This is a genomic window from Ruegeria sp. E8 (assembly GCF_056533985.1).
Window position 1 is genome coordinate 17,613 of the sequence record NZ_JBQFOY010000001.1, and the last position, 18,277, is coordinate 35,889.

Below are 18,277 nucleotides of genomic sequence, written 5' to 3' on the forward strand. Positions count from 1 at the left end.
GGGGAATGATGCCCGAGACGATGTTGCTGGCCCAAATGCTGGGCCTTTTGCTTGTGATCGGGGCGCTGGCCGGCGTGCTTGCCGGTTTGTTGGGCGTCGGTGGCGGTATTGTTCTGGTCCCGGCATTTTTCTACGCCTTCAAAACACTGGGCTATGGTGGACCTCAGCTGATGCAGCTGTGTCTGGCCACGTCTCTGGCTACGATCATCGTGACCTCGGTCCGATCCGTTCTGGCGCACAACAAGAAGGGCGCGGTGGATTGGAATATCCTGCGGGGTTGGGGGCCAGGCATCGTCGTCGGTGCGATTGTCGGGGTTCTGGTTGCGTCTGCACTACGGACAGAGGCTTTGCAGGCGCTGTTCGGCGTTTTGGGCATGGTCATCGGGGCCTACCTTGGTCTGGGTCGTTCGGAATGGCGGCTGGGGGATGTTATGCCCGGCGGGATCAAGCGGGCCACTCTATCCCCTTCGGTCGGGTTCCTTTCGGTGCTGATGGGGATCGGCGGCGGCAGCTTTGGGGTGCCGCTGATGAGCCTCTATAACACCCCGATCCACCGCGCTGTCGCAACCGCGGCCGGGTTTGGTGTGATTATCGCCGTGCCCTCGGTCATTGGGTTTTTGTTTCTGGATATTGCACCAGAACATCGCCCGCCGCTGACTATCGGGGCGGTCAATCTGGTGGCCTTTGGCATCGTCGTGGCAATGACGATGATCACCGCGCCGTGGGGGGTGAAGCTGGCCCATGCAATGGACCCGAAACCCCTGAAGCGGGTGTTTGCCGTGTTTCTGACGCTGGTGGCGCTCAACATGCTGAGAAAAGCGGTTGGGCTATGACGGATTTTCAAACCAAAGGCTGGGTGAAATTTCCCTATGATCCAACCCTGGCAGAGTGGGTGACCCAGGTGTTGCCTGCCGCACGGGCCTCGACAACGAATCCGGCCCATGCGGATTGGATGGATTGCGACGGTACGTGGTTCATTGGTGTCGATGCCCTGCCCAATGACGCGCAGGGCAGGGTCGGGCAATCGGGTCCTCTGGCCGGGGCTGCCATGTCATTCATTGCTGAGCGTTATGGTGACTTGCCGCTTCACCATGGACAGATCTCGGTCATGTATCCGGGGTATCCGCGCCCACGCCGCGGGGAAAACGAAGCCGCCGCGCGGTACCGCCGAAACCGGGATGCGGCCCATGTGGACGGTTTGCGCCCGACGGGGCCGGATCGCCGCCGCCGGGTGGATGAGCCGCACGCCTGGATTCTGGGTGTGCCGTTAACCGAGGCCAGCCCGGATGCGTCACCCATGGTGTTGTGGGAAGGCAGCCACCACATTCTTGGTGCTGCATTCAGGCGAGCCCTTGAAGGGCAGTCAGCGGACAACCTGCACGAGGTTGATGTGACTGATATCTACCAATCCGCCCGTCGAGAGGTTTTCGAAACCTGCCCGCGAATCGAATTGCCAGCCAAGCCGGGTGAGGCCTATCTGTTGCACCGCCATTGTTTGCATGGGGTTGCGCCTTGGGCAGAAACGGCAACGGCGGGGCCGGATGGACGGATGATCGCCTATTTCCGCCCTGAATGCGCCGGGGGTGTAGCCGAATGGATCGAATCCGCCTAACTTCCTGTCATTGTTTGGCTTTGGAGGTTTTGACCGATGATTACGGTCCATACGAATTCTGATGGTGCGTTGATTGAAGTCGAGTTGTCGGGGCATGTCACCAGCGCCGACTACGCCAACACTCTGGTTCCCGCGATCGAGGCTGCGTTGGCCGAACATGATGCTGTACGGCTACTGGCTATCGTTCAACCAGAGTTCAAGGGATATGATCTGGGGGCAGCCTGGTCTGACACCAAGCTGGGGTTAAGCCATTGGCGCGGATTTGACCGGATCGCAGTTGTGGCCGATCAGGGCTGGGTGCAAACCAGTATCCGACTGGCGGCTCCGATCCTGCCTTGTCCTGTTCAGGTGTTCGAATTGGGCGAGCTTGAGGCCGCACGCCGCTGGATGCGCGAGTCGCTGGGATCCATTCATGTCACTGACCTGAACGGTCCCTGTGTGCAGATCAGCCTTTTGGGCAAGCTGGACCCCGAGGAATACAAGCAGGCAGAGCGGGATTTGGATGTTTTGTTGCAGGACCGATCCGGCTTTCGTTTGCTGATCGACCTGCGGGAATTCGATGGTTGGCAGGGGCTGTCCGCGTTGGCTGCTCATTTTCGATTGGCGAGCCGTCATATCGGCCAGTTGGATCGCGCAGCCATCGTCGGGGACAAAAGCTGGCAGCATATGGCGCAGCGCGTCGCCAGCCATGTGTTGGGCACCCGGACACAGTTCTTTCCGTCCGAGGATATCGAAAACGCCAAAACCTGGTTGGCGGCCGGATAGAGTGATCAACTCTGCTGCGCGACCCGCCCGCCAGTAAGTGCCCGTTGTGCTTTGATTGCTGATCTGAGCGAGTCGCGGTCGAATCTGACCGCCCATTTTTGTTGACAGAGCACGTCCACCCTTTTCGCTGTCAGGTGTGGCCAAAATTGTGACGTAAGGGAACATTGGGAAATTTCCCAGTTTTCCCAATATCATCGTCATAATCGATTAAAACCTCAGTGTTTTCCCCCTAATTTTGACGATGAACGCCCTTAGCTACGCCGTGTCGCTGCGGGCTGCCACTCACGTTGAACGGTTTCGTTCATGAGCTGGCCCCTCGGAACTCGAAACCCGCCCGCGGCGACACAGTTATTGGAAGCGGGAAGTTTGCGATGACACTTAAGTTTTTGATGCGAAGATTCTCTGCGGGTAAGACACCCGAAACTGCGCTGGATAAGGCGGGCAAAAAACGTGTTCCGGACAGGGCGCGGAACGCAAAAACAAGTCGATCCGAGATCGCAGCTCTGTTCCAGACAGAGTTGCAAGGACAGGGGCAAGACCGGGCCATCCCGGATAAAGCCGCAAATTGCGAACGAGGTTCCTCGAAGCGGATCAGTTAACCTGTCAGGAGCCGCTCACACGCGCTGCACGCCCGCCGCGCCGTTTGCTGAGGCGCGGTTTGCGGGCTGGCAGGTCTTCCATGATCTCGGCGCGTTCGCTGCTGTCCATCTTGGACCAGCGGCTGATTTCGTCAATCGTGCGGTAGCAGCCGGTACAGATGCGTTCGGTCGGGTGAACGACACAGATCTGGACACAAGGGCTTTCGACCTCATTCCTTTTCCAAACCATATTCGTCATCGACGGTCTCCGACCTGTTACAGAAAGCGCAGCCTATCCAGCGCCCCTTGCAAGATATAACCGGCTGCAACGTGATCAATAACCTGTCCGCGACGTTTTCGTGTCGTATCCGCCTCAAGCAGTGCTTTTTCTGCCGCAACTGTGCTGAGACGTTCGTCCCAGAACCCGATGGGCAGATCCGTCAGTCGGGACAAATTGCGCGCAAAGGCGCGCGTTGACTGACATCTTGGCCCCTCGGTGCCGTCCATATTTTTGGGTAATCCCAACAGAATGCCGCCAATCTCACGATCGGTCACGATCTCGATCAAACGGGCGGAATCGAGTGTGAATTTCTTGCGCCGCACGGTTTCCAAAGGGCTTGCCACGCCGCGCATCCGGTCGGATACCGCGACACCGATTGTCTTTTCCCCAAGATCAAGCCCCATCAGGGCAGTCATTGGGTGCAGCGCTGCCGCAAAATCTTCGAAAGCGTCATGGATCATTGGGCAATTCCAGCTTGCAGTGCCGCCGCGTCAATGATCTGCAACGCTTCGGAGTTGTCGGCGAATACTTCCATTGCCTCTTTGCGGATATCGATGGCCCGCTGCCCCTGGCCGAGAACACCCAATGCTGCAATCAGGCGGGCCCATTCCTCGGGCGAGCCGCCTTCTGTTGCCAGGCGGTCAGACAGCTGATCCACCATACCTTGAATCATCTGCTGACGTTCTTCCGGGGTCAGTTCGGCTGCGGCAGCCATGTCTTCCTGACTTGGACCTGAGGGCGTGCTCAGATCCGGTGCATTAAAGACACCGGCGCGAAAAGCCAGCTCGTCGATCTGGGCCCGTATCGCATCTGCCCACGGCGCACCTGCCGGAGCTTCGCGCAGAGTTGCAACCCACATGCGATAAGCCAGATCGGGCCGCCCGACCTGAGCCAGCATTTGCCCCCAATAATAGCGCGCCGGACCGTGATGAGGGTCGCGGTTCAATGCTTCGATTAAAGCCTGTTCAGCCTCGGGCGACACATAGCCCCCCGCCGCCAGGATCATCATTTCAGCAAAATCCGCGTATGTGTCAGCCGTCGCCGCGTCCCCGGACAGCTCGATCACCCGTTGTTGCGCCGTATAACCATCCTTGAAATTGCCTGCATTCGTTTCGTGCTGCGCCAGCAACATCTGGCCCTGCAGGTCGTCTGGTCGGGTCGCGACCGTTTCCCGCAACTGGTTCAGCAAGGACGCATAACTTTCATCCAACTGCGCGGGCTGAGGTGGGGTCGCCAGCTTTTCCGCCGCGTCTTGGGGCGGGCGGTTGGCGCGCACGTCCTCAGCCAGTTCCAGCCGAGCCGACAAGGGCATGTCGGGCAGGCCAACGGCTCCGGTGCGGTGATACATTGCCAACGCGCCGCCGATCAGGATCAGCGAGATCGCCGCGATAGACAATATCGAAACGGCGCGTGATGGCCCGGCACCAGTACCGTTTTTCTGCATCTGATCATCAGCGGCCAGAATGCGGCGGGAAATTTCGGTACGCACGCGTTCCGCGTCCGCCTCGCCAATCACACCACGCGCCAGATCGCGGTCCACCCCGGCCAGTTGCTCACGGTAAACACGCAGATCGTATGCCGCGGCAGGCTCGTCCCCACGGCGTTTACGAAGGAGTGTAAAGCTCAGAAATGCCGTGATCAGGAGCGCGGCAAGAAAAATCAGAACCCAGAACGTCATGGTCCCTCCGAAGATGCTGTCCTGACTTAGACCCGTAGGCCGCCCGAAAAAAGGGACAAAAGGCCGCGAATGAGCGACATGTCGCAATAGTGCGATATTGCGGCGTTGTGCGGCAGGGGTAAACTGCGCACACACGGCATATCTGCGCCCAATCACCGAACCGGATGGATTCGCCTATGAAACACTATTCAGCCTTTGCTGTGGCGCGGGAAGCTCTGCGCTATCACACCGGATGGGAGCGCGCATGGCGCTCGCCCGAACCCAAGAAGAAATACGACGTCATCATCGTTGGCGCCGGCGGTCATGGTCTGGCTACCGCGTATTACCTGGGTAAGAACTACGGCATTCAGAACGTCGCCGTGATCGAGAAAGGCTGGCTGGGCGGTGGCAACACCGGCCGGAACACCACCATCATCCGTTCGAACTATTTGCAGGACCCCTCGGCGGCGATCTACGAAAAGGCGCGCAGCCTGTATGAAGATCTGAGCCAGGACCTGAACTACAACATCATGTTCAGCCCGCGCGGCGTTATGATGCTGGCGCAGACTCAGCATGAGATCCGCGGCTATCAGCGCACCGCCCACGCGAACGCACTGCAAGGCGTGAAGACCGAATGGATCACGCCCGAGCGCGTCAAGGAACTGGTGCCGATTATCAATCTGGACGGCCCGCGCTACCCGGTTCTGGGTGCGCTGTGGCAGGAACGGGGTGGCACCGCGCGTCATGACGCTGTGGCGTGGGGTTATGCGCGTGCCTGTTCTGCGATGGGCATGGATATCATCCAGCAGTGCGAAGTCACTGGCGTGCGCTCGGACAATGGTCGGGTTGTCGGCGTCGACACAACCAAGGGCGCCATAGATTGCGACAAACTGGGCATCGTGGTTGCAGGCCATTCCGGTCAGCTGGCCGAGATGGCAGGCTTCCGTCTGCCGCTTGAGGCGATTGCGCTGCAGGCGCTGGTGTCCGAGCCGATCAAACCCTGCATGGATGTGGTCGTTATGGCCAACACCGTGCATGGCTATATGTCTCAGTCCGACAAAGGTGAGATGGTGATCGGTGGCGGAACCGACGGGTTCAACAACTTCACTCAGCGTGGATCGTTCCACCATATCGAGGAAACCGTCCGCGCTCTGGTCGAGACTTTCCCGATGATCTCGCGTCTGAAGATGCTGCGCCAGTGGGGTGGGATCGTGGACATGACCGGCGACCGTTCGCCCATCCTGTCGAAAACACCGCTGCAGGGCTGCTTTATCAATGGCGGCTGGGGCACCGGCGGGTTCAAGGCCATTCCGGGATCCGGCTGGGGTATGGCGCAGTTGATGGCCACCGGGCATTCGCCGCTGACCGAAGCGTTCTCGATGGACCGGTTCAAAGAAGGCCGCTTCATCGACGAAAGCGTTGCCGCCGGGGTGGCGCACTAAGGGGCAGATCCCGAGGTGCCGTTTTACAGAATTCAGGTTGGCCTTGCCGCCAACCTCCCGTCAAAAGGATGACCACATGCTGATCCTGAATTGCCCCTATTGTGGCGTGGACGCAGAAGAATCGGAACTGGCCGCAGGCGGCGAGGCGCATCTGAAGCGCCACGGCCCCGGCTCGTCGGATGACGAATTCCACGACTATCTGTTCATGCGCGAAAACCCCAAAGGCGTTCATTTCGAGCGCTGGCGCCATGCGAACGGTTGCGGAAAATGGTTCCACGCCGCGCGCTGCACACAGACGCTTGAGGTCTTCGGCACGTACTCGGCCCAAACCACCGAGCCGCCGCAAGAGATCAAAGATGCCATCACAGCCAAACGTCCCGGCTGGAAATGGAGAGAGTTCTCCTGATGCTTCATCTTTTCAAAAATACTCCCGCCGGAGGCTCTGACGCCTCCATCTGCGAAAGGTCCGCAACATGAGCACCCGTCTCGCAAAACAAGGCCGGCTGATTGACCGGTCGAAACAGGTTACCTTTACCTTCAACGGCACCTCGATGCAGGGGTACGAAGGCGATACGCTTGCCTCGGCTCTGCTGGCCAATGACCAGATGATGATGGGCCGGTCGTTCAAGTACCACCGCCCGCGCGGCGTCGTCGCCAGCGGCGCGGAAGAGCCGAACGCCCTGGTCGGTCTGGGGCAGGGTGCCCGGTTCGAGCCAAACCAACGCGCCACCACGACCGAACTGTTCAACGGTCTGACCTCGGTGTCGCAGAACCATTGGCCGAACCTGGAATTCGACATCGGGTCGATCAACACCCACCTGTCGCGGTTCCTGCCGGCTGGCTTCTACTACAAGATGTTCATCCATCCGAAGCCGTTCTGGAAACATGTCTACGAACCCTTCATCCGCCAGTCGGCTGGTCTGGGCAAAGCGCCCGACAAAGAGACCAAGGATGCGGACACCTATGAGCACTTCTATGCTTTCACCGATGTTCTGGTGATTGGCGGTGGTGTTGCCGGTCTGCAAGCCGCCAAAGAAGCAGCGCTGTCCGGTGCCAAGGTTCTTCTGATTGAGCAGACGGCCCACTGGGGTGGTCGCGCCCCGGTTGACGGCGGCACCGTCGATGGCCAGCCTGTGGATAAGTTCGTGGAACAATTAGTTTCCGAACTCGAAACAATGGAAAACGTCACCATGCGCAACCGCTGCATGGGCGCGGGTGTCTATGACCACGGGTACGTGCTGGGTTACGAGCGCCTGACGGACCACACGCCGGGCGTGCAAGGTCCTCGCCATCGCCTGTGGCGCATCCGGGCCAAACAGGTCGTAACTGCAACTGGCGCAATAGAACGTCCGCTTTCGTTTGCAGGCAACGACGTGCCTGGCGTGATGCTGGCGTCGGCCATGCGCGATTATGTGGTGAACTGGGGTGTAACCCCCGGTGATCGCGTCATCGTCGCGACCAACAACGACGACGCTTACCGTACTGCAATCATCCTGAAACAGGCAGGTGTGGATGTTTTGCGTGTCGTCGATGCGCGCGCCACCGCCGGTCCACTGGCCGAAGAGGCGCGTCAACTGGGTATCCGCGTCGATCCCGGCAAAGCCATCGCCAAGGTCAAAGGCGGCAAGCGCGTCAAGAAAGTGTCGATCTGCAATCAGGAAGGCGTCGGTGGCGCACGCGAAGAGGTCGAGTGCGATGCCGTTGCCATGTCCGGCGGCTGGTCTCCGGTCGTGCACATGTGGTCGCATTGCGGCGGAAAGCTGATCTGGGATGACGCCAACGCGCATTTCCGCCCGGACCCGACCCGTCCGCCTCTGGGCGCGAATGGCGATGGCTTTGTTCTGGCTGCTGGCGCCTCGAACGGGCCGCTGGCATTGGGCGACGTTCTGACCGACGCGCATGCGGCAGGTCAGGCGGCAGCCAAAGCCGCGGGTTATGAGCCGAAAAGCTCTGCCGCGCCCGCAGGCGAGACCACGGATGAGGCGCAGATGGAAGCGGTCTGGCTGATGCCGGCCAACGCCGAAATTCAACTGCGTATGAAATCGTGGCTGGATTTCCAGAACGATGTCAAAGTGTCCGACGTTCAGCTGGCGGCACGCGAAGGCTATGAAAGCGTCGAACACACCAAGCGTTACACCACGCTGGGTATGGCGACGGATCAGGGTAAGTTGAGCAATATCAACGGACTGGCGATCCTTGCTGATGCACTGGAATCAGAGATTCCGAAGGTTGGCACCACGACTTTCCGTCCGCCCTATACCCCCATTTCGATGGGTGCGATCGGCGGCGAAGCGCGGGGTGACGTATTCCAGCCGATCCGTCAGACACCGATGCACAACTGGCATGACAAGAACGGCGCCGATTGGGAGCCGGTCGGCCACTGGCGCCGGACCTATGCCTATGTGCGCCCCGGCGAATCCGTGCATGACGCGGTGAATCGCGAAGTGAAAAACACCCGCGAAAACCTCGGCCTGCTGGACGCGTCGACGCTGGGTAAGCTGGTCGTCAAAGGCCCGGACGCAGGCAAGTTCCTCGACATGATGTACACCAACATGATGTCCACGCTGAAAGTAGGCAAATGCCGCTATGGCCTGATGTGTTCGGAAAACGGTTTCCTGATCGATGACGGCGTTGTCGCTCGTATCGACGAGGATACATGGCTGTGCCACACCACCACCGGCGGTGCCGAGCGCATCCATGGCCACATGGAAGAATGGCTGCAGACCGAATGGTGGGACTGGAAAGTCTACGTCGCGAACGTCACCGAGCAATATGCGCAGGTCGCCGTGGTTGGCCCCAACGCTCGCAAGGTGCTGGAAAAGCTGAACGCTCAGGCCGGCGGTGGCATGGATGTCAGCAAAGAGGCGCTGCCGTTCATGGAATGGCGCGACGGCAAGATCGGCGAGTTCGATTGCCGCGCGTACCGCATCTCGTTCTCGGGCGAGCTGTCCTATGAAATCGCCGTTCCTGCCAGCCAGGGTCAGGCGTTCTGGGATGCGCTCAACGAAGCTGGGCAGGAGTTTGGTGTGATGCCATACGGCACCGAATGTCTCCACATCCTGCGGGCCGAAAAGGGCTTTATCATGATCGGGGACGAAACCGACGGTACCGTGATCCCGCAGGATCTGGGGCTGCACTGGGCAATCTCGAAAAAGAAAGAGGACTTCCTGGGCAAGCGGGCGCAAACCCGTAGCCACATGGCCGATCCCGAACGCTGGAAACTGGTCGGTCTTGAGACTGTGGATGGATCAGTTCTGCCGGATGGTGCTTACGCGGTGGGCGAAGGCGTCAATGCCAACGGTCAACGCAACATGATCGGTCGCGTGACATCGACCTATTACTCGGCCAACCTGGACAAAGGTATCGCAATGGGTTTGATCAAACACGGCCCGGATCGTATGGGCGAGATTGTCGAGTTCCCGGGCACCGACGGCAAAACCTACAAAGCCAAGATCGTGGACCCGATCTTCTTCGACAAGGACGGGGAGAAGCAGAATGTCTGAACCCATCAGCGCACTGAACCACGCCAGCTTTGACGGCATCGCCAAAGTTGAGGAAACTGGCCTGCAGGGTATGATCACCCTGCGCGGCGATCTGTCGGACAAGGCGTTGGCCAAGGCCGTCAAGGACGCGACCGGGCAGAAGGTACCGGGCCAGCGCGAAGCAATCGTGAACGGAGACACCGGCGTGTGCTGGATGTCGCCGGACGAGCTGATCGTGCTGGTACCTTACGCCGAGGTGAACGAAAAGTTGGCGGCTATGAATGAATCGCTCAGCGGCATTCACGCTCTGGCAGTAAACGTGTCGGATGCCCGTGCGGTTATCCGCGTCTCGGGCTCAAATGCCCGCGAGGTTATCGGCAAAGTGGCTCCTGTCGATTTTTCGACGGAAGCTTTCCAGCCCGGTCAACTCCGCCGCTCGCGCTTGGCGCAGGTCGCAGGCGCGTTCTGGATGGACGACGCCGAGACCTTCCGCGTCGTCTGCTTCCGGTCGACTGCGGATTACGTCTTCAAACTGCTCAAGGTTGCCGCGCAGCCGGGCAGTGAGGTCGGGGTTTACTGATCACTTTTGACAGATGACATGAAAAGCTATGGCCACCTGCCCTGTGCAGGTGGCCTATGTATTAGCAAGGCCCTTTCCCGTCAGTGGAACGTCAGATCTTGCAGTGGAAGTTTGCGCGAGCTGGAGTCTGCAGCTTCTCCTATTGCGGGTGCCTCGTGACTAAGCTACTGATAGATAAAAGACTTTGGAAAAAACACTAGGATGAATTTAACTGGACTGCTCGTAAGCGGTTTAATCGCCCTTTCGACTATGCCTGACGTGGCCCTATCCGAGACGTATTCGGAGTCGTTTGAGTGTGTCTTTGAAAAGGGTCTTGCGAACCGGCTTACACCAACCCGTGTCGTTTTTTCAGTTGATGAATATGGTCGTTCGGCTCTTTTGCACGAAGTCGAATTGCGGGGAGTCGATACTTCTAAAATGTCGGCTTTGATAAGTCGTAACAGCTTTCGATTGCTTTCAATAAGTTGGCCTGGTGACGCGTATACGATTTCGCATACCGGCCGGCGGACGAGGGCAGGCGATCCTCGAAACAAGGTTCTTGATCTAGGCCGACAGGAGTTTTTTATCTTCTTAAATCGCGAAACGAAGCAGGCAATCGCGAGTTCAAGGTCGAACGTACAAGCCTCCCATGATGGCAACGCCAACGGGAAGTGCATTGAAATTTTATCTCTAAGTCAATAATTTATAGGAGTTTTTTATGAATCCATCAGCACTCGCATTGGCAGTAGGACTTGCCGCAATCTCGACGGTTTCGTTCGCCCAGACCTTTAAAGAGACGTATGAGTGTAGTTTTGGCAGTGGTCTTGTTAATCGCCCGACGCCCGAGCGCGTTGTCTTCTCCGTAGATGAGTTTGGCCGTTCGGTGTTTTTGCATGAGGTCGAAATTCCCAAGATTGACACCGATTTCAGCACTGGCCGAGTTAAACGTGATACTCCAAAAGTGCTTTTGATTGGGTGGGTCGGACAGAACTACACCTATACAGAAAGCGGTCGAACATACGCGACCAATGAATCGCGATACGATGCGATTGATCTGCTCAATTTGGAATTTACGGTGAATTTGAATCGGAAAACAATGAAGGCTATCGCTAAGTCAGCCAGCACTTCCACCTATCTTCCACGCGACGGCTTTGCGAAGGGAAAATGCAAACCCATAGCGGCCCCTGGTTCTTAAATCACAGGAATACTATGATGAAGCTTACTCTTTGTACTTTGATGTTTGGGATGTTTGCTGCGACCGCGCAGGCTGATGTCAAGAACTACGAATGTGATCTCCATAGCATTGAAGCCAGGGGATGGATTCCTCCTAAAATCTTGCTGAGTGTGGATAGCGAAAATAAGCGCGCCCGAGCTTTCGGTGGAGCCATACGTGCATCGAATGAACGTGCAGGCATTCCTGCGGAAACCCCAGCTGACGCGAAATTCAAAGAAACGCGAAAAGGTGAATACCGTTTATCCTGGAACGTAACCCTGCAGGCTAAAACATCGGGCAATTACAGGGTTGCATACACTGCAACATTTGATCCCAGAACTAACAACTTTAGACTCCGGGCCAGTTTCCCGCAGGCAAACGTGACGAACCGGCCAAGCGGCAGCGGGGCCTGTAAACCTATCTCTGCACCGACATTGTATTGAGAAGCTGATCGGCTGAGTTCCTGTTCCAGGGCCTCAGCCGGTCAGCAAAAATGTTTGGAATCCAGTAAGCGCCGAGGCATCGGCCAAGCATTTTAATCCGATGCGGGTTGTGTCGCTGGTTTGGCAGGATGGATAAAAGGAAAGGAGATCGGCAATCTCCTCCATCCGATCTTTACGCACCTCTGGATCAAGAAGCGGTGCATGAGTGGAAAGATAAAGCGCCGGGCGATGCTTTTTCAGAAATGAGATAAGGGTTGGAAGGACTGTGTATTCGGCACCTTCGATGTCCATCTTCACCAAGGACACACGGGATAGGTCGTTTGCGGCTTCGAACTGATCCCATGCGATGGTCAACGCATCCGACCCGTGTGCGCCATCATGCAGAAGCGAGCTGGTCGAATCTCCGGGTTCGCCCCGAACAGAGGCCATGCGGGCAACTCCGAACTGATCAGACAAGGCCACTCCAAAGGCCGAGACGTTCTGAACCCCATTCAGGTCAAGATTCCAAGCCAGATGCCGGAATGCGGTGGGGTCGGGCTCGAAACACCACACATGGCGTGCCTTGCGTGCACCGTAGAGGACGGTGGGGCCGATCCACGCCCCTATATCCAGATAATCGCTTTCAGGTGTCAGAAACTGATCCAGAACGGCAAATGTTTCGGGTTCCCAATTGCCGGCTGACGCCTTGCGCCAGAATTTCGAATGGTAAGGATCAAGGCGGAATAGCTCTCCGTTCAGGTTGCCCGCATAGTATCCGCGGGCGCGGTAGAACATCTTGCGCGCCTGTGTCAGCATCGCCTGCCTCCGGGTTTTCTTGTCTCGGCTCTTGACCTGAGGCGGCTGCCAAAGCATTTAACCCTTGGGAACCGCAACTTATATTTCACAGGGGGCCGACATGGCTTTTGAACTTCCTGATCTTCCTTATGCACATGACGCGCTGGCAGCCAAGGGCATGTCCGCCGAAACACTAGAATATCACCACGACCTGCACCACAAGGCCTATGTCGACAACGGCAACAAGCTGATTACGGGCACCGAGTGGGACGGTAAGTCGCTGGAAGAGATCATCGTTGGCACCTACGACGCAAACGCAGTTGCCCAGAACGGTATCTTCAACAATATCAGCCAGCTGTGGAACCACAACCAGTTCTGGGAAATGATGGGCCCCGGCGACAACGCCATGCCCGGAGAGCTTGAGAAGGCTCTGACCGAGAGCTTTGGTTCGGTTGACGAGTTCAAGTCTCAGTTCAGCGCCGCTGGTGCCGGTCAGTTCGGCTCGGGCTGGGCCTGGCTGGTCAAGAACGCCGACGGTTCGCTGGCTGTCACCAAGACCGAGAACGGCGTGAACCCGCTGTGCTTTGGTCAGACCGCTCTGCTGGGTTGTGACGTGTGGGAGCACAGCTATTACATCGACTTCCGCAACAAGCGTCCGGCGTACCTGTCGAACTTCCTCGACAATCTGGTGAACTGGGAAAACGTCGCATCGCGGATGTAAATTTATCCCGACTAGGGTTTTTGAAAGGCCTGCTGGCGGTGACGCTGGCAGGTTTTTTTATTTCATCCTGCGGGTTTTCGTCGAATTGCCAGTTTAAAGAGTTGATGATCTGCCGGTGAAAACCTGCCGATAGGTCACCTTTCGGTGTACCTGCACCTTGTTTGCCGTTTCTCAATACACATCTTTTGAGAGCGGAGGGAGAGAACCGCAAACCAATTCAAACAACGATCGGGCCGCGCACTGCTGCTGCGCCAACAAATCCGTATGCCCGACGGGTCGAGGGACACCCAGAGAACAACCTTTACAGGAGATCGCAATGGTCGCACTTACGCAGGGAACTTGGGTTATTGTTGCAGATGGAGAGAAAGCATTGGTGATGGAGAATATCACTGATGCAGACGATCCCAATCTTGTCGTCGTCGCAGTCGAAGAACAGGAAAATCTGATTGGAAAACCGTCCGACCGCGCGGGTCGCCGTAATGACAGCGGACCAAAGCAGAAATCGGCGGTCGAAGAACCCACGTGGAAGACCCATGCAAAAACCCTGTTCGTGCAGGATCTGGCGAACTTGCTGAATCGTAAAGGGTTGAAAGGGGCCTATAAGCGGTTGGTTCTTGTGGCCAGCCCGCATGTTCTGGGCCTGCTGCGTCGCCGGTTGCACAGCGAAGTGCTGGGCAAGGTCGTGGCCGAGGTGAACAAGACCCTGACCAACCATCCCTTGCACAAGGTCGAGCAGGTGGTGCGCCACAGCCTGCAACCAAAGGGCCGCACGGCCTGATCACCTTGGCGGGCGGTTCAACCGCCCGCACCTTCGGCCAAGGTCAGCTTAGTTTGTCTCGCAAGGTGACCATGGCCGCGTCGGCGTTGTCCACCCATGTGATGAAATCTGCCAGTGACGCATCGGCAAAGCCTTGGCCGATGACCTGGTTCAGCAATGTGTGCAACGCATCCCAGTAGCCATCCACATTGACTACGATAATGGGTTTGTCATGCAGGCCAAGCTGTCGCCATGTGAGCGCTTCAAACAATTCGTCCAGTGACCCCGGGCCGCCGGGCAGAACCACGACCGCGTCGGCGTTCATGATCATGACCTTCTTGCGCTCGTGCATTGTCTCGGTGATCACGAAATGAGTCAGGTCGGTCTTGCCAACCTCTCGCTGGACCAGATGCACCGGGATGACGCCAAAGGTCTCACCTCCGGCATTTTGCGCGGCACGGGCCACTTCGCCCATCAATCCGACATCCCCAGCCCCATAGACCAGCCGCCAGCCTTCTTGCGCCAGCAGCGTGCCGAAGTGCTGTGCGGTTTCAGAATAAGACTTCTCGGCTCCATTGCGTGACCCGCAATACACACAGACAGATTTCTGAGACATCAAAGGGGGGCTCCGGGGTTGTGTCAGAGGTTTTGACCCGTGATAGCGGGATTGGTAGATTGGCTCAACTGTCCGCCGGAAGGCTTTTGAACGTAAAGCTTTTGCTCGGTGGGGTGAAAGGAAAATAATGGACGCCAAATCGGGAAACGGAAGTTCGAGCAATTTCATCTGGGGTGTGATTGCAGGTCTTGTCGCGATATTGGGTGCAGGCGGATTGTACCTGTCCGGTGTCTTCACCAAGGCACCAGAGCCAAGTGCCCAGCCGGAAACTGCATCCGCCGCTGCTCCGGAGCCTGAAGCGCAGGCAGAAGCGCCCGAGGTGCAGGCCGCAAACCCGATTGAGCAGGCGACAGTTGTAGAAGATGAACCTGCGGACGGGCCAAACGAAGGGGCAAGCGAAGCCGCCTCTGACACGGATATTGCTGTTGCACCAGCGGACGTTGCAGAAGCAGCACCAGCAGTTCCCCCGGTGTTGGACCAGATCTTTGTTGAAACAGATGGAACAGCGCTTTTGTCTGGCGACGCCGCGCCCGGCAGCGAGATCGAAGTTCTGGTGAACGAAGAAGTCGTACACACATTTACCGTGGATAGCAGCGGACAGTTTGCCGAATTCGTTACGATCCCCTTCAGCGACACGGCTCAGGGGCTGGTCCTGCAAAGCAAGGATGGGGCGCAGGCCACGCAGTCTGACGATTATCTGATCGCCGCCTTGCCGAAGCCAGTCGAAGAGGAGCCGGTCGCTGAACAACCTACTGCACCAGATCAGGGCGCGACGACGGATGCGGAAGTCCAGATCGCCGACGCAACAACGGACGTGAAAGCTGATCCCGACACCGGAGCCGAGGGTCAAACCGCTGAAACTGAAGCCACTGTGCCCGAAACCGAGGAAGCTCAAACCGCGGAACGGCCAGCAGCGACCCCCGAACCGGATCAGCAGGTTGCAGTGCTGCGGTCAGGCGAAGACGGTGTTGAACTTGTGCAGCCCCCCGTGGTGCGGGACACGCCCCCGGAGCAGATCGCGTTGGACACAATCGGCTATTCCGACACCGGCGATGTCCAATTGACCGGGCGCGTTCAGGACGGAGCAGCTGTTCGCCTGTATCTGAATAATCGCTTGATCGCCGATCTGAGCCCCGAGCAGGATGGCAGCTGGCGCAGTGATCTGGAAGGGATCGATCCGGGTGTCTACACTTTGCGCGTCGATGCGGTGAACACGGACGGAACAGTACTCAGCCGTGTCGAAACGCCGTTCAAGCGTGAACCGGTCGAGGTTCTGGAGGCCGCCGCAGGATCCGACCAGCCGGGCACGCAGGAGGTTACACCGGCCATCCGTTCCGTCACGGTGCAACGGGGTGATACGTTGTGGGCCATCTCGCGCGACCGGTTTGGCGACGGTGTTTTTTATGTGCGGCTGTTCGAGGCCAATCGCGACTTGATCCGTGACCCGGATCTGATCTATCCGGGGCAGATATTTACAATACCTGAATAATCAGCGTCTCTGGTCCCTTGCGGGCCGGGGTCTTTCTCTGACCGCAGATAAGGTACGTGATGAGACGGACACTTCCTAAGAGCTCTGACGACGTGGTTCAGAGTGAAGAGCGCAGCTCGGGCTGGCGCACGATCCGCAAGGTGACCCCGTATCTGTGGCCGCAGGATGAGCCATGGGTAAAACGCCGTGTGGTTATTGCCATGGCCATGCTGGTTCTGGCCAAGCTGATCGCGGTCTATACGCCGATCCTCTACAAAGGGGCGGTTGATGCGTTGGCAGGCGAGGGCGTGCCGCCTGTGGCGCTGGGCGCGGTCGGGCTGACCGTGGCCTATGGTGTGGCGCGGATGATGACGGTGGGTTTCCAACAGCTGCGCGACGCGGCTTTTGCCCCCGTCGGCCAACGGGCCTTGCGCGCGCTGGCGTTGGAGACGTTCCGGCACATTCATAACCTTTCGATGCGGTACCACGTTTCCCGCCGTACCGGGGGGCTCAGCCGTATCATCGAGCGGGGTGTCAAAGGGGTCGATTTCCTGCTGCGTTTCCTGCTGTTTTCGATTGGGCCCCTGATCCTGGAATTGTTGCTGGTCGCCATCATCCTGATGTGGCTGTTCGATGTCTGGTATCTGGTGGTCGTCGTCGTCACCATAGGCCTCTATATCTGGTTCACCTTTGCGGTAACCGAATGGCGGGTGAAGCTGCGGCGTGAGATGAACGATCAGGACACCGAAGCCAATCAGCGCGCCATCGACAGTTTGCTGAACTTCGAAACCGTCAAGTATTTCAATGCCGAAGCGCGCGAAGCTGAGCGCTATGACGTATCAATGAAAGCCTATGCCGGTGCGGCACTGAAAACGGCGTACTCGCTGGCCTTTCTGAATTTCGGTCAGTCTTTTCTGATCACCTGCGGTTTGATCGGAGTGATGGTTCTGGCCGCCATTGGCGTTCAGAACGGCACGCTTACAGTGGGCGATTTTGTTATGGTTAACGCTTACATGATCCAGATCACCGTTCCGCTGAACTTTCTGGGCACGGTTTATCGGGAAATCCGACAGTCTCTGGTCGATATGGGGCAGATGTTCGATTTGCTCGAGCAACCTGCCGAGGTCACGGACAAAGCCTGTGCGCCGAACCTGAAGGTGAACGGCGGCGAAGTCACGCTGGACGATGTGCATTTCGGCTATGACCCTGAGCGCGAAATCCTCAAAGGTGTTTCATTGACTGTTCCGGCGGGGCAGACCGTCGCAATTGTGGGGGCAACGGGGTCGGGCAAATCTACAATCGGGCGGCTCTTGTTTCGGTTCTACGATGTGACCAAAGGGGCGCTGAGAATTGACGGGCAGGATGTAAGGGATGTAGCCCAGACCAGCCTGCACGCGGCCATCGGTGTCGTCCCGCAAGACACGGTGCTGTTCAATGACAGCATCCGTTACAACATTGCATATGGCCGCGACGGTGCCACCCCGGAAGAGGTTGAAGCCGCAGCCAGAGCAGCGCAAATCCACGATTTTATCACTTCTCTGCCCGACGGTTACGACACCATGGTCGGCGAACGGGGGCTGAAGCTGTCCGGGGGTGAAAAACAACGCGTCGGAATCGCGCGGACATTGCTGAAGAACCCGCCAATACTGTTGCTGGACGAGGCAACCTCGGCCCTGGATACGGATACCGAACAGGACATCAAGGATGCTCTGGCGCGCGCGGGAGAGGGACGCACGGTGATCACCATCGCCCATCGCCTCAGCACCATCGCCGAGGCTGACAGGATCGTGGTTCTGGAAGCTGGTGAGATCATTGAACAGGGCACACATGACGAGTTGCTGGCGCATGCGGGTCGATACTCGCAATTGTGGAACCGACAGCAAGCAGACGCTGCCTGATGCAGTCATTGC

18 protein-coding genes are annotated in these 18,277 nt (G+C 57.9%); 13 read left to right on the top strand and 5 right to left on the bottom strand.

The genetic code is table 11. The features are described from left to right. Positions 1–8 precede the first annotated feature (8 nt). Genes ACR0LF_RS00095 through ACR0LF_RS00105 form a run of 3 tightly spaced genes read left to right on the top strand, consistent with a single transcriptional unit; the run spans position 9 to position 2,377 of the window. On the top strand, positions 9–833 hold the full coding sequence (locus ACR0LF_RS00095; RefSeq protein ID WP_480573154.1) for a sulfite exporter TauE/SafE family protein: 825 nt from the start codon (positions 9–11) through the stop codon (positions 831–833). Then, a complete protein-coding gene (locus ACR0LF_RS00100; RefSeq protein WP_480573156.1) occupies positions 830–1,612 on the top strand; it encodes a hypothetical protein in 783 nt (260 codons plus the stop codon). The genes ACR0LF_RS00095 and ACR0LF_RS00100 overlap by 4 nt, the downstream gene beginning before the upstream one ends. A gap of 36 nt (positions 1,613–1,648) precedes the next feature. Continuing rightward, positions 1,649–2,377 (top strand): SpoIIAA family protein, encoded by a 729-nt coding sequence (locus ACR0LF_RS00105; RefSeq protein ID WP_480573159.1) that lies wholly within the window; start codon positions 1,649–1,651, stop codon positions 2,375–2,377. A gap of 603 nt (positions 2,378–2,980) precedes the next feature. On the opposite strand, the gene ACR0LF_RS00110 is transcribed toward ACR0LF_RS00105, so the two are convergent. Genes ACR0LF_RS00110 through ccmI form a run of 3 tightly spaced genes read right to left on the bottom strand, consistent with a single transcriptional unit; the run spans position 2,981 to position 4,913 of the window. After that, positions 2,981–3,214: a DUF1289 domain-containing protein gene (locus tag ACR0LF_RS00110; protein ID WP_480573162.1), complete on the bottom strand. Its 234-nt coding sequence runs from the start codon at positions 3,212–3,214 to the stop codon at positions 2,981–2,983. Positions 3,215–3,231: 17 nt separating this feature from the next. Continuing rightward, entirely contained in the window at positions 3,232–3,696 is a 465-nt protein-coding gene (ruvX, locus tag ACR0LF_RS00115; RefSeq protein ID WP_480573165.1) for a Holliday junction resolvase RuvX, read from the bottom strand. Beyond that, positions 3,693–4,913 carry a c-type cytochrome biogenesis protein CcmI gene (ccmI, locus tag ACR0LF_RS00120; protein WP_480573169.1) on the bottom strand — a complete coding sequence of 407 codons (1,221 nt, stop codon included), beginning with the start codon at positions 4,911–4,913 and terminating at the stop codon, positions 3,693–3,695. Before ccmI ends, ruvX begins: the two co-directional genes overlap by 4 nt. A gap of 176 nt (positions 4,914–5,089) precedes the next feature. Between ccmI and ACR0LF_RS00125 the strand changes: the two genes are divergently transcribed. The 6 genes from ACR0LF_RS00125 (at position 5,090) to ACR0LF_RS00150 (ending at position 12,031) form a co-directional block, all read left to right on the top strand. Continuing rightward, the gene (locus ACR0LF_RS00125; protein WP_480573172.1) at positions 5,090–6,334 is read left to right on the top strand and encodes a sarcosine oxidase subunit beta family protein; all 1,245 of its coding nucleotides are present in this window, start codon (positions 5,090–5,092) and stop codon (positions 6,332–6,334) included. 76 nt (positions 6,335–6,410) lie between these two features. Further along, on the top strand, positions 6,411–6,740 hold the full coding sequence (locus ACR0LF_RS00130; RefSeq protein ID WP_480573175.1) for a sarcosine oxidase subunit delta: 330 nt from the start codon (positions 6,411–6,413) through the stop codon (positions 6,738–6,740). A 67-nt stretch (positions 6,741–6,807) separates the two neighbouring features. Beyond that, entirely contained in the window at positions 6,808–9,837 is a 3,030-nt protein-coding gene (locus ACR0LF_RS00135; RefSeq protein WP_480573178.1) for a sarcosine oxidase subunit alpha family protein, read from the top strand. Continuing rightward, on the top strand, positions 9,830–10,396 hold the full coding sequence (locus ACR0LF_RS00140) for a sarcosine oxidase subunit gamma (protein WP_480573181.1): 567 nt from the start codon (positions 9,830–9,832) through the stop codon (positions 10,394–10,396). Before ACR0LF_RS00135 ends, ACR0LF_RS00140 begins: the two co-directional genes overlap by 8 nt. Positions 10,397–11,093: 697 nt before the next feature. After that, positions 11,094–11,570, top strand: coding sequence for a hypothetical protein (locus tag ACR0LF_RS00145; RefSeq protein WP_480573184.1), 477 nt, complete (start codon positions 11,094–11,096; stop codon positions 11,568–11,570). Between the two features lie 17 nt (positions 11,571–11,587). Beyond that, positions 11,588–12,031, top strand: a complete 444-nt coding sequence (locus ACR0LF_RS00150; RefSeq protein WP_480573187.1) for a hypothetical protein — start codon at positions 11,588–11,590, stop codon at positions 12,029–12,031. 33 nt (positions 12,032–12,064) lie between these two features. Here the strand turns inward: ACR0LF_RS00150 and ACR0LF_RS00155 are convergent, their stop codons facing one another. Continuing rightward, entirely contained in the window at positions 12,065–12,826 is a 762-nt protein-coding gene (locus tag ACR0LF_RS00155) for an FkbM family methyltransferase (protein ID WP_480573190.1), read from the bottom strand. A 100-nt stretch (positions 12,827–12,926) separates the two neighbouring features. Here ACR0LF_RS00155 and ACR0LF_RS00160 point away from each other — a divergent pair, with 100 nt between their 5' ends. After that, the gene (locus tag ACR0LF_RS00160; RefSeq protein WP_480573193.1) at positions 12,927–13,526 is read left to right on the top strand and encodes a superoxide dismutase; all 600 of its coding nucleotides are present in this window, start codon (positions 12,927–12,929) and stop codon (positions 13,524–13,526) included. Positions 13,527–13,842: 316 nt separating this feature from the next. Further along, complete coding sequence (locus ACR0LF_RS00165) at positions 13,843–14,304, top strand: baeRF12 domain-containing protein (RefSeq protein ID WP_480573196.1); 462 nt, start codon at positions 13,843–13,845, stop codon at positions 14,302–14,304. A gap of 43 nt (positions 14,305–14,347) precedes the next feature. On the opposite strand, the gene ACR0LF_RS00170 is transcribed toward ACR0LF_RS00165, so the two are convergent. Continuing rightward, positions 14,348–14,899 (bottom strand): LOG family protein, encoded by a 552-nt coding sequence (locus ACR0LF_RS00170; RefSeq protein WP_480573199.1) that lies wholly within the window; start codon positions 14,897–14,899, stop codon positions 14,348–14,350. A 127-nt stretch (positions 14,900–15,026) separates the two neighbouring features. Between ACR0LF_RS00170 and ACR0LF_RS00175 the strand changes: the two genes are divergently transcribed. Both ACR0LF_RS00175 and ACR0LF_RS00180 read left to right on the top strand, forming a co-directional pair. After that, positions 15,027–16,388 carry a LysM peptidoglycan-binding domain-containing protein gene (locus ACR0LF_RS00175; RefSeq protein WP_480573202.1) on the top strand — a complete coding sequence of 454 codons (1,362 nt, stop codon included), beginning with the start codon at positions 15,027–15,029 and terminating at the stop codon, positions 16,386–16,388. 59 nt (positions 16,389–16,447) lie between these two features. Then, complete coding sequence (locus ACR0LF_RS00180; RefSeq protein WP_480573205.1) at positions 16,448–18,265, top strand: ABCB family ABC transporter ATP-binding protein/permease; 1,818 nt, start codon at positions 16,448–16,450, stop codon at positions 18,263–18,265. Positions 18,266–18,277: the final 12 nt, after the last annotated feature.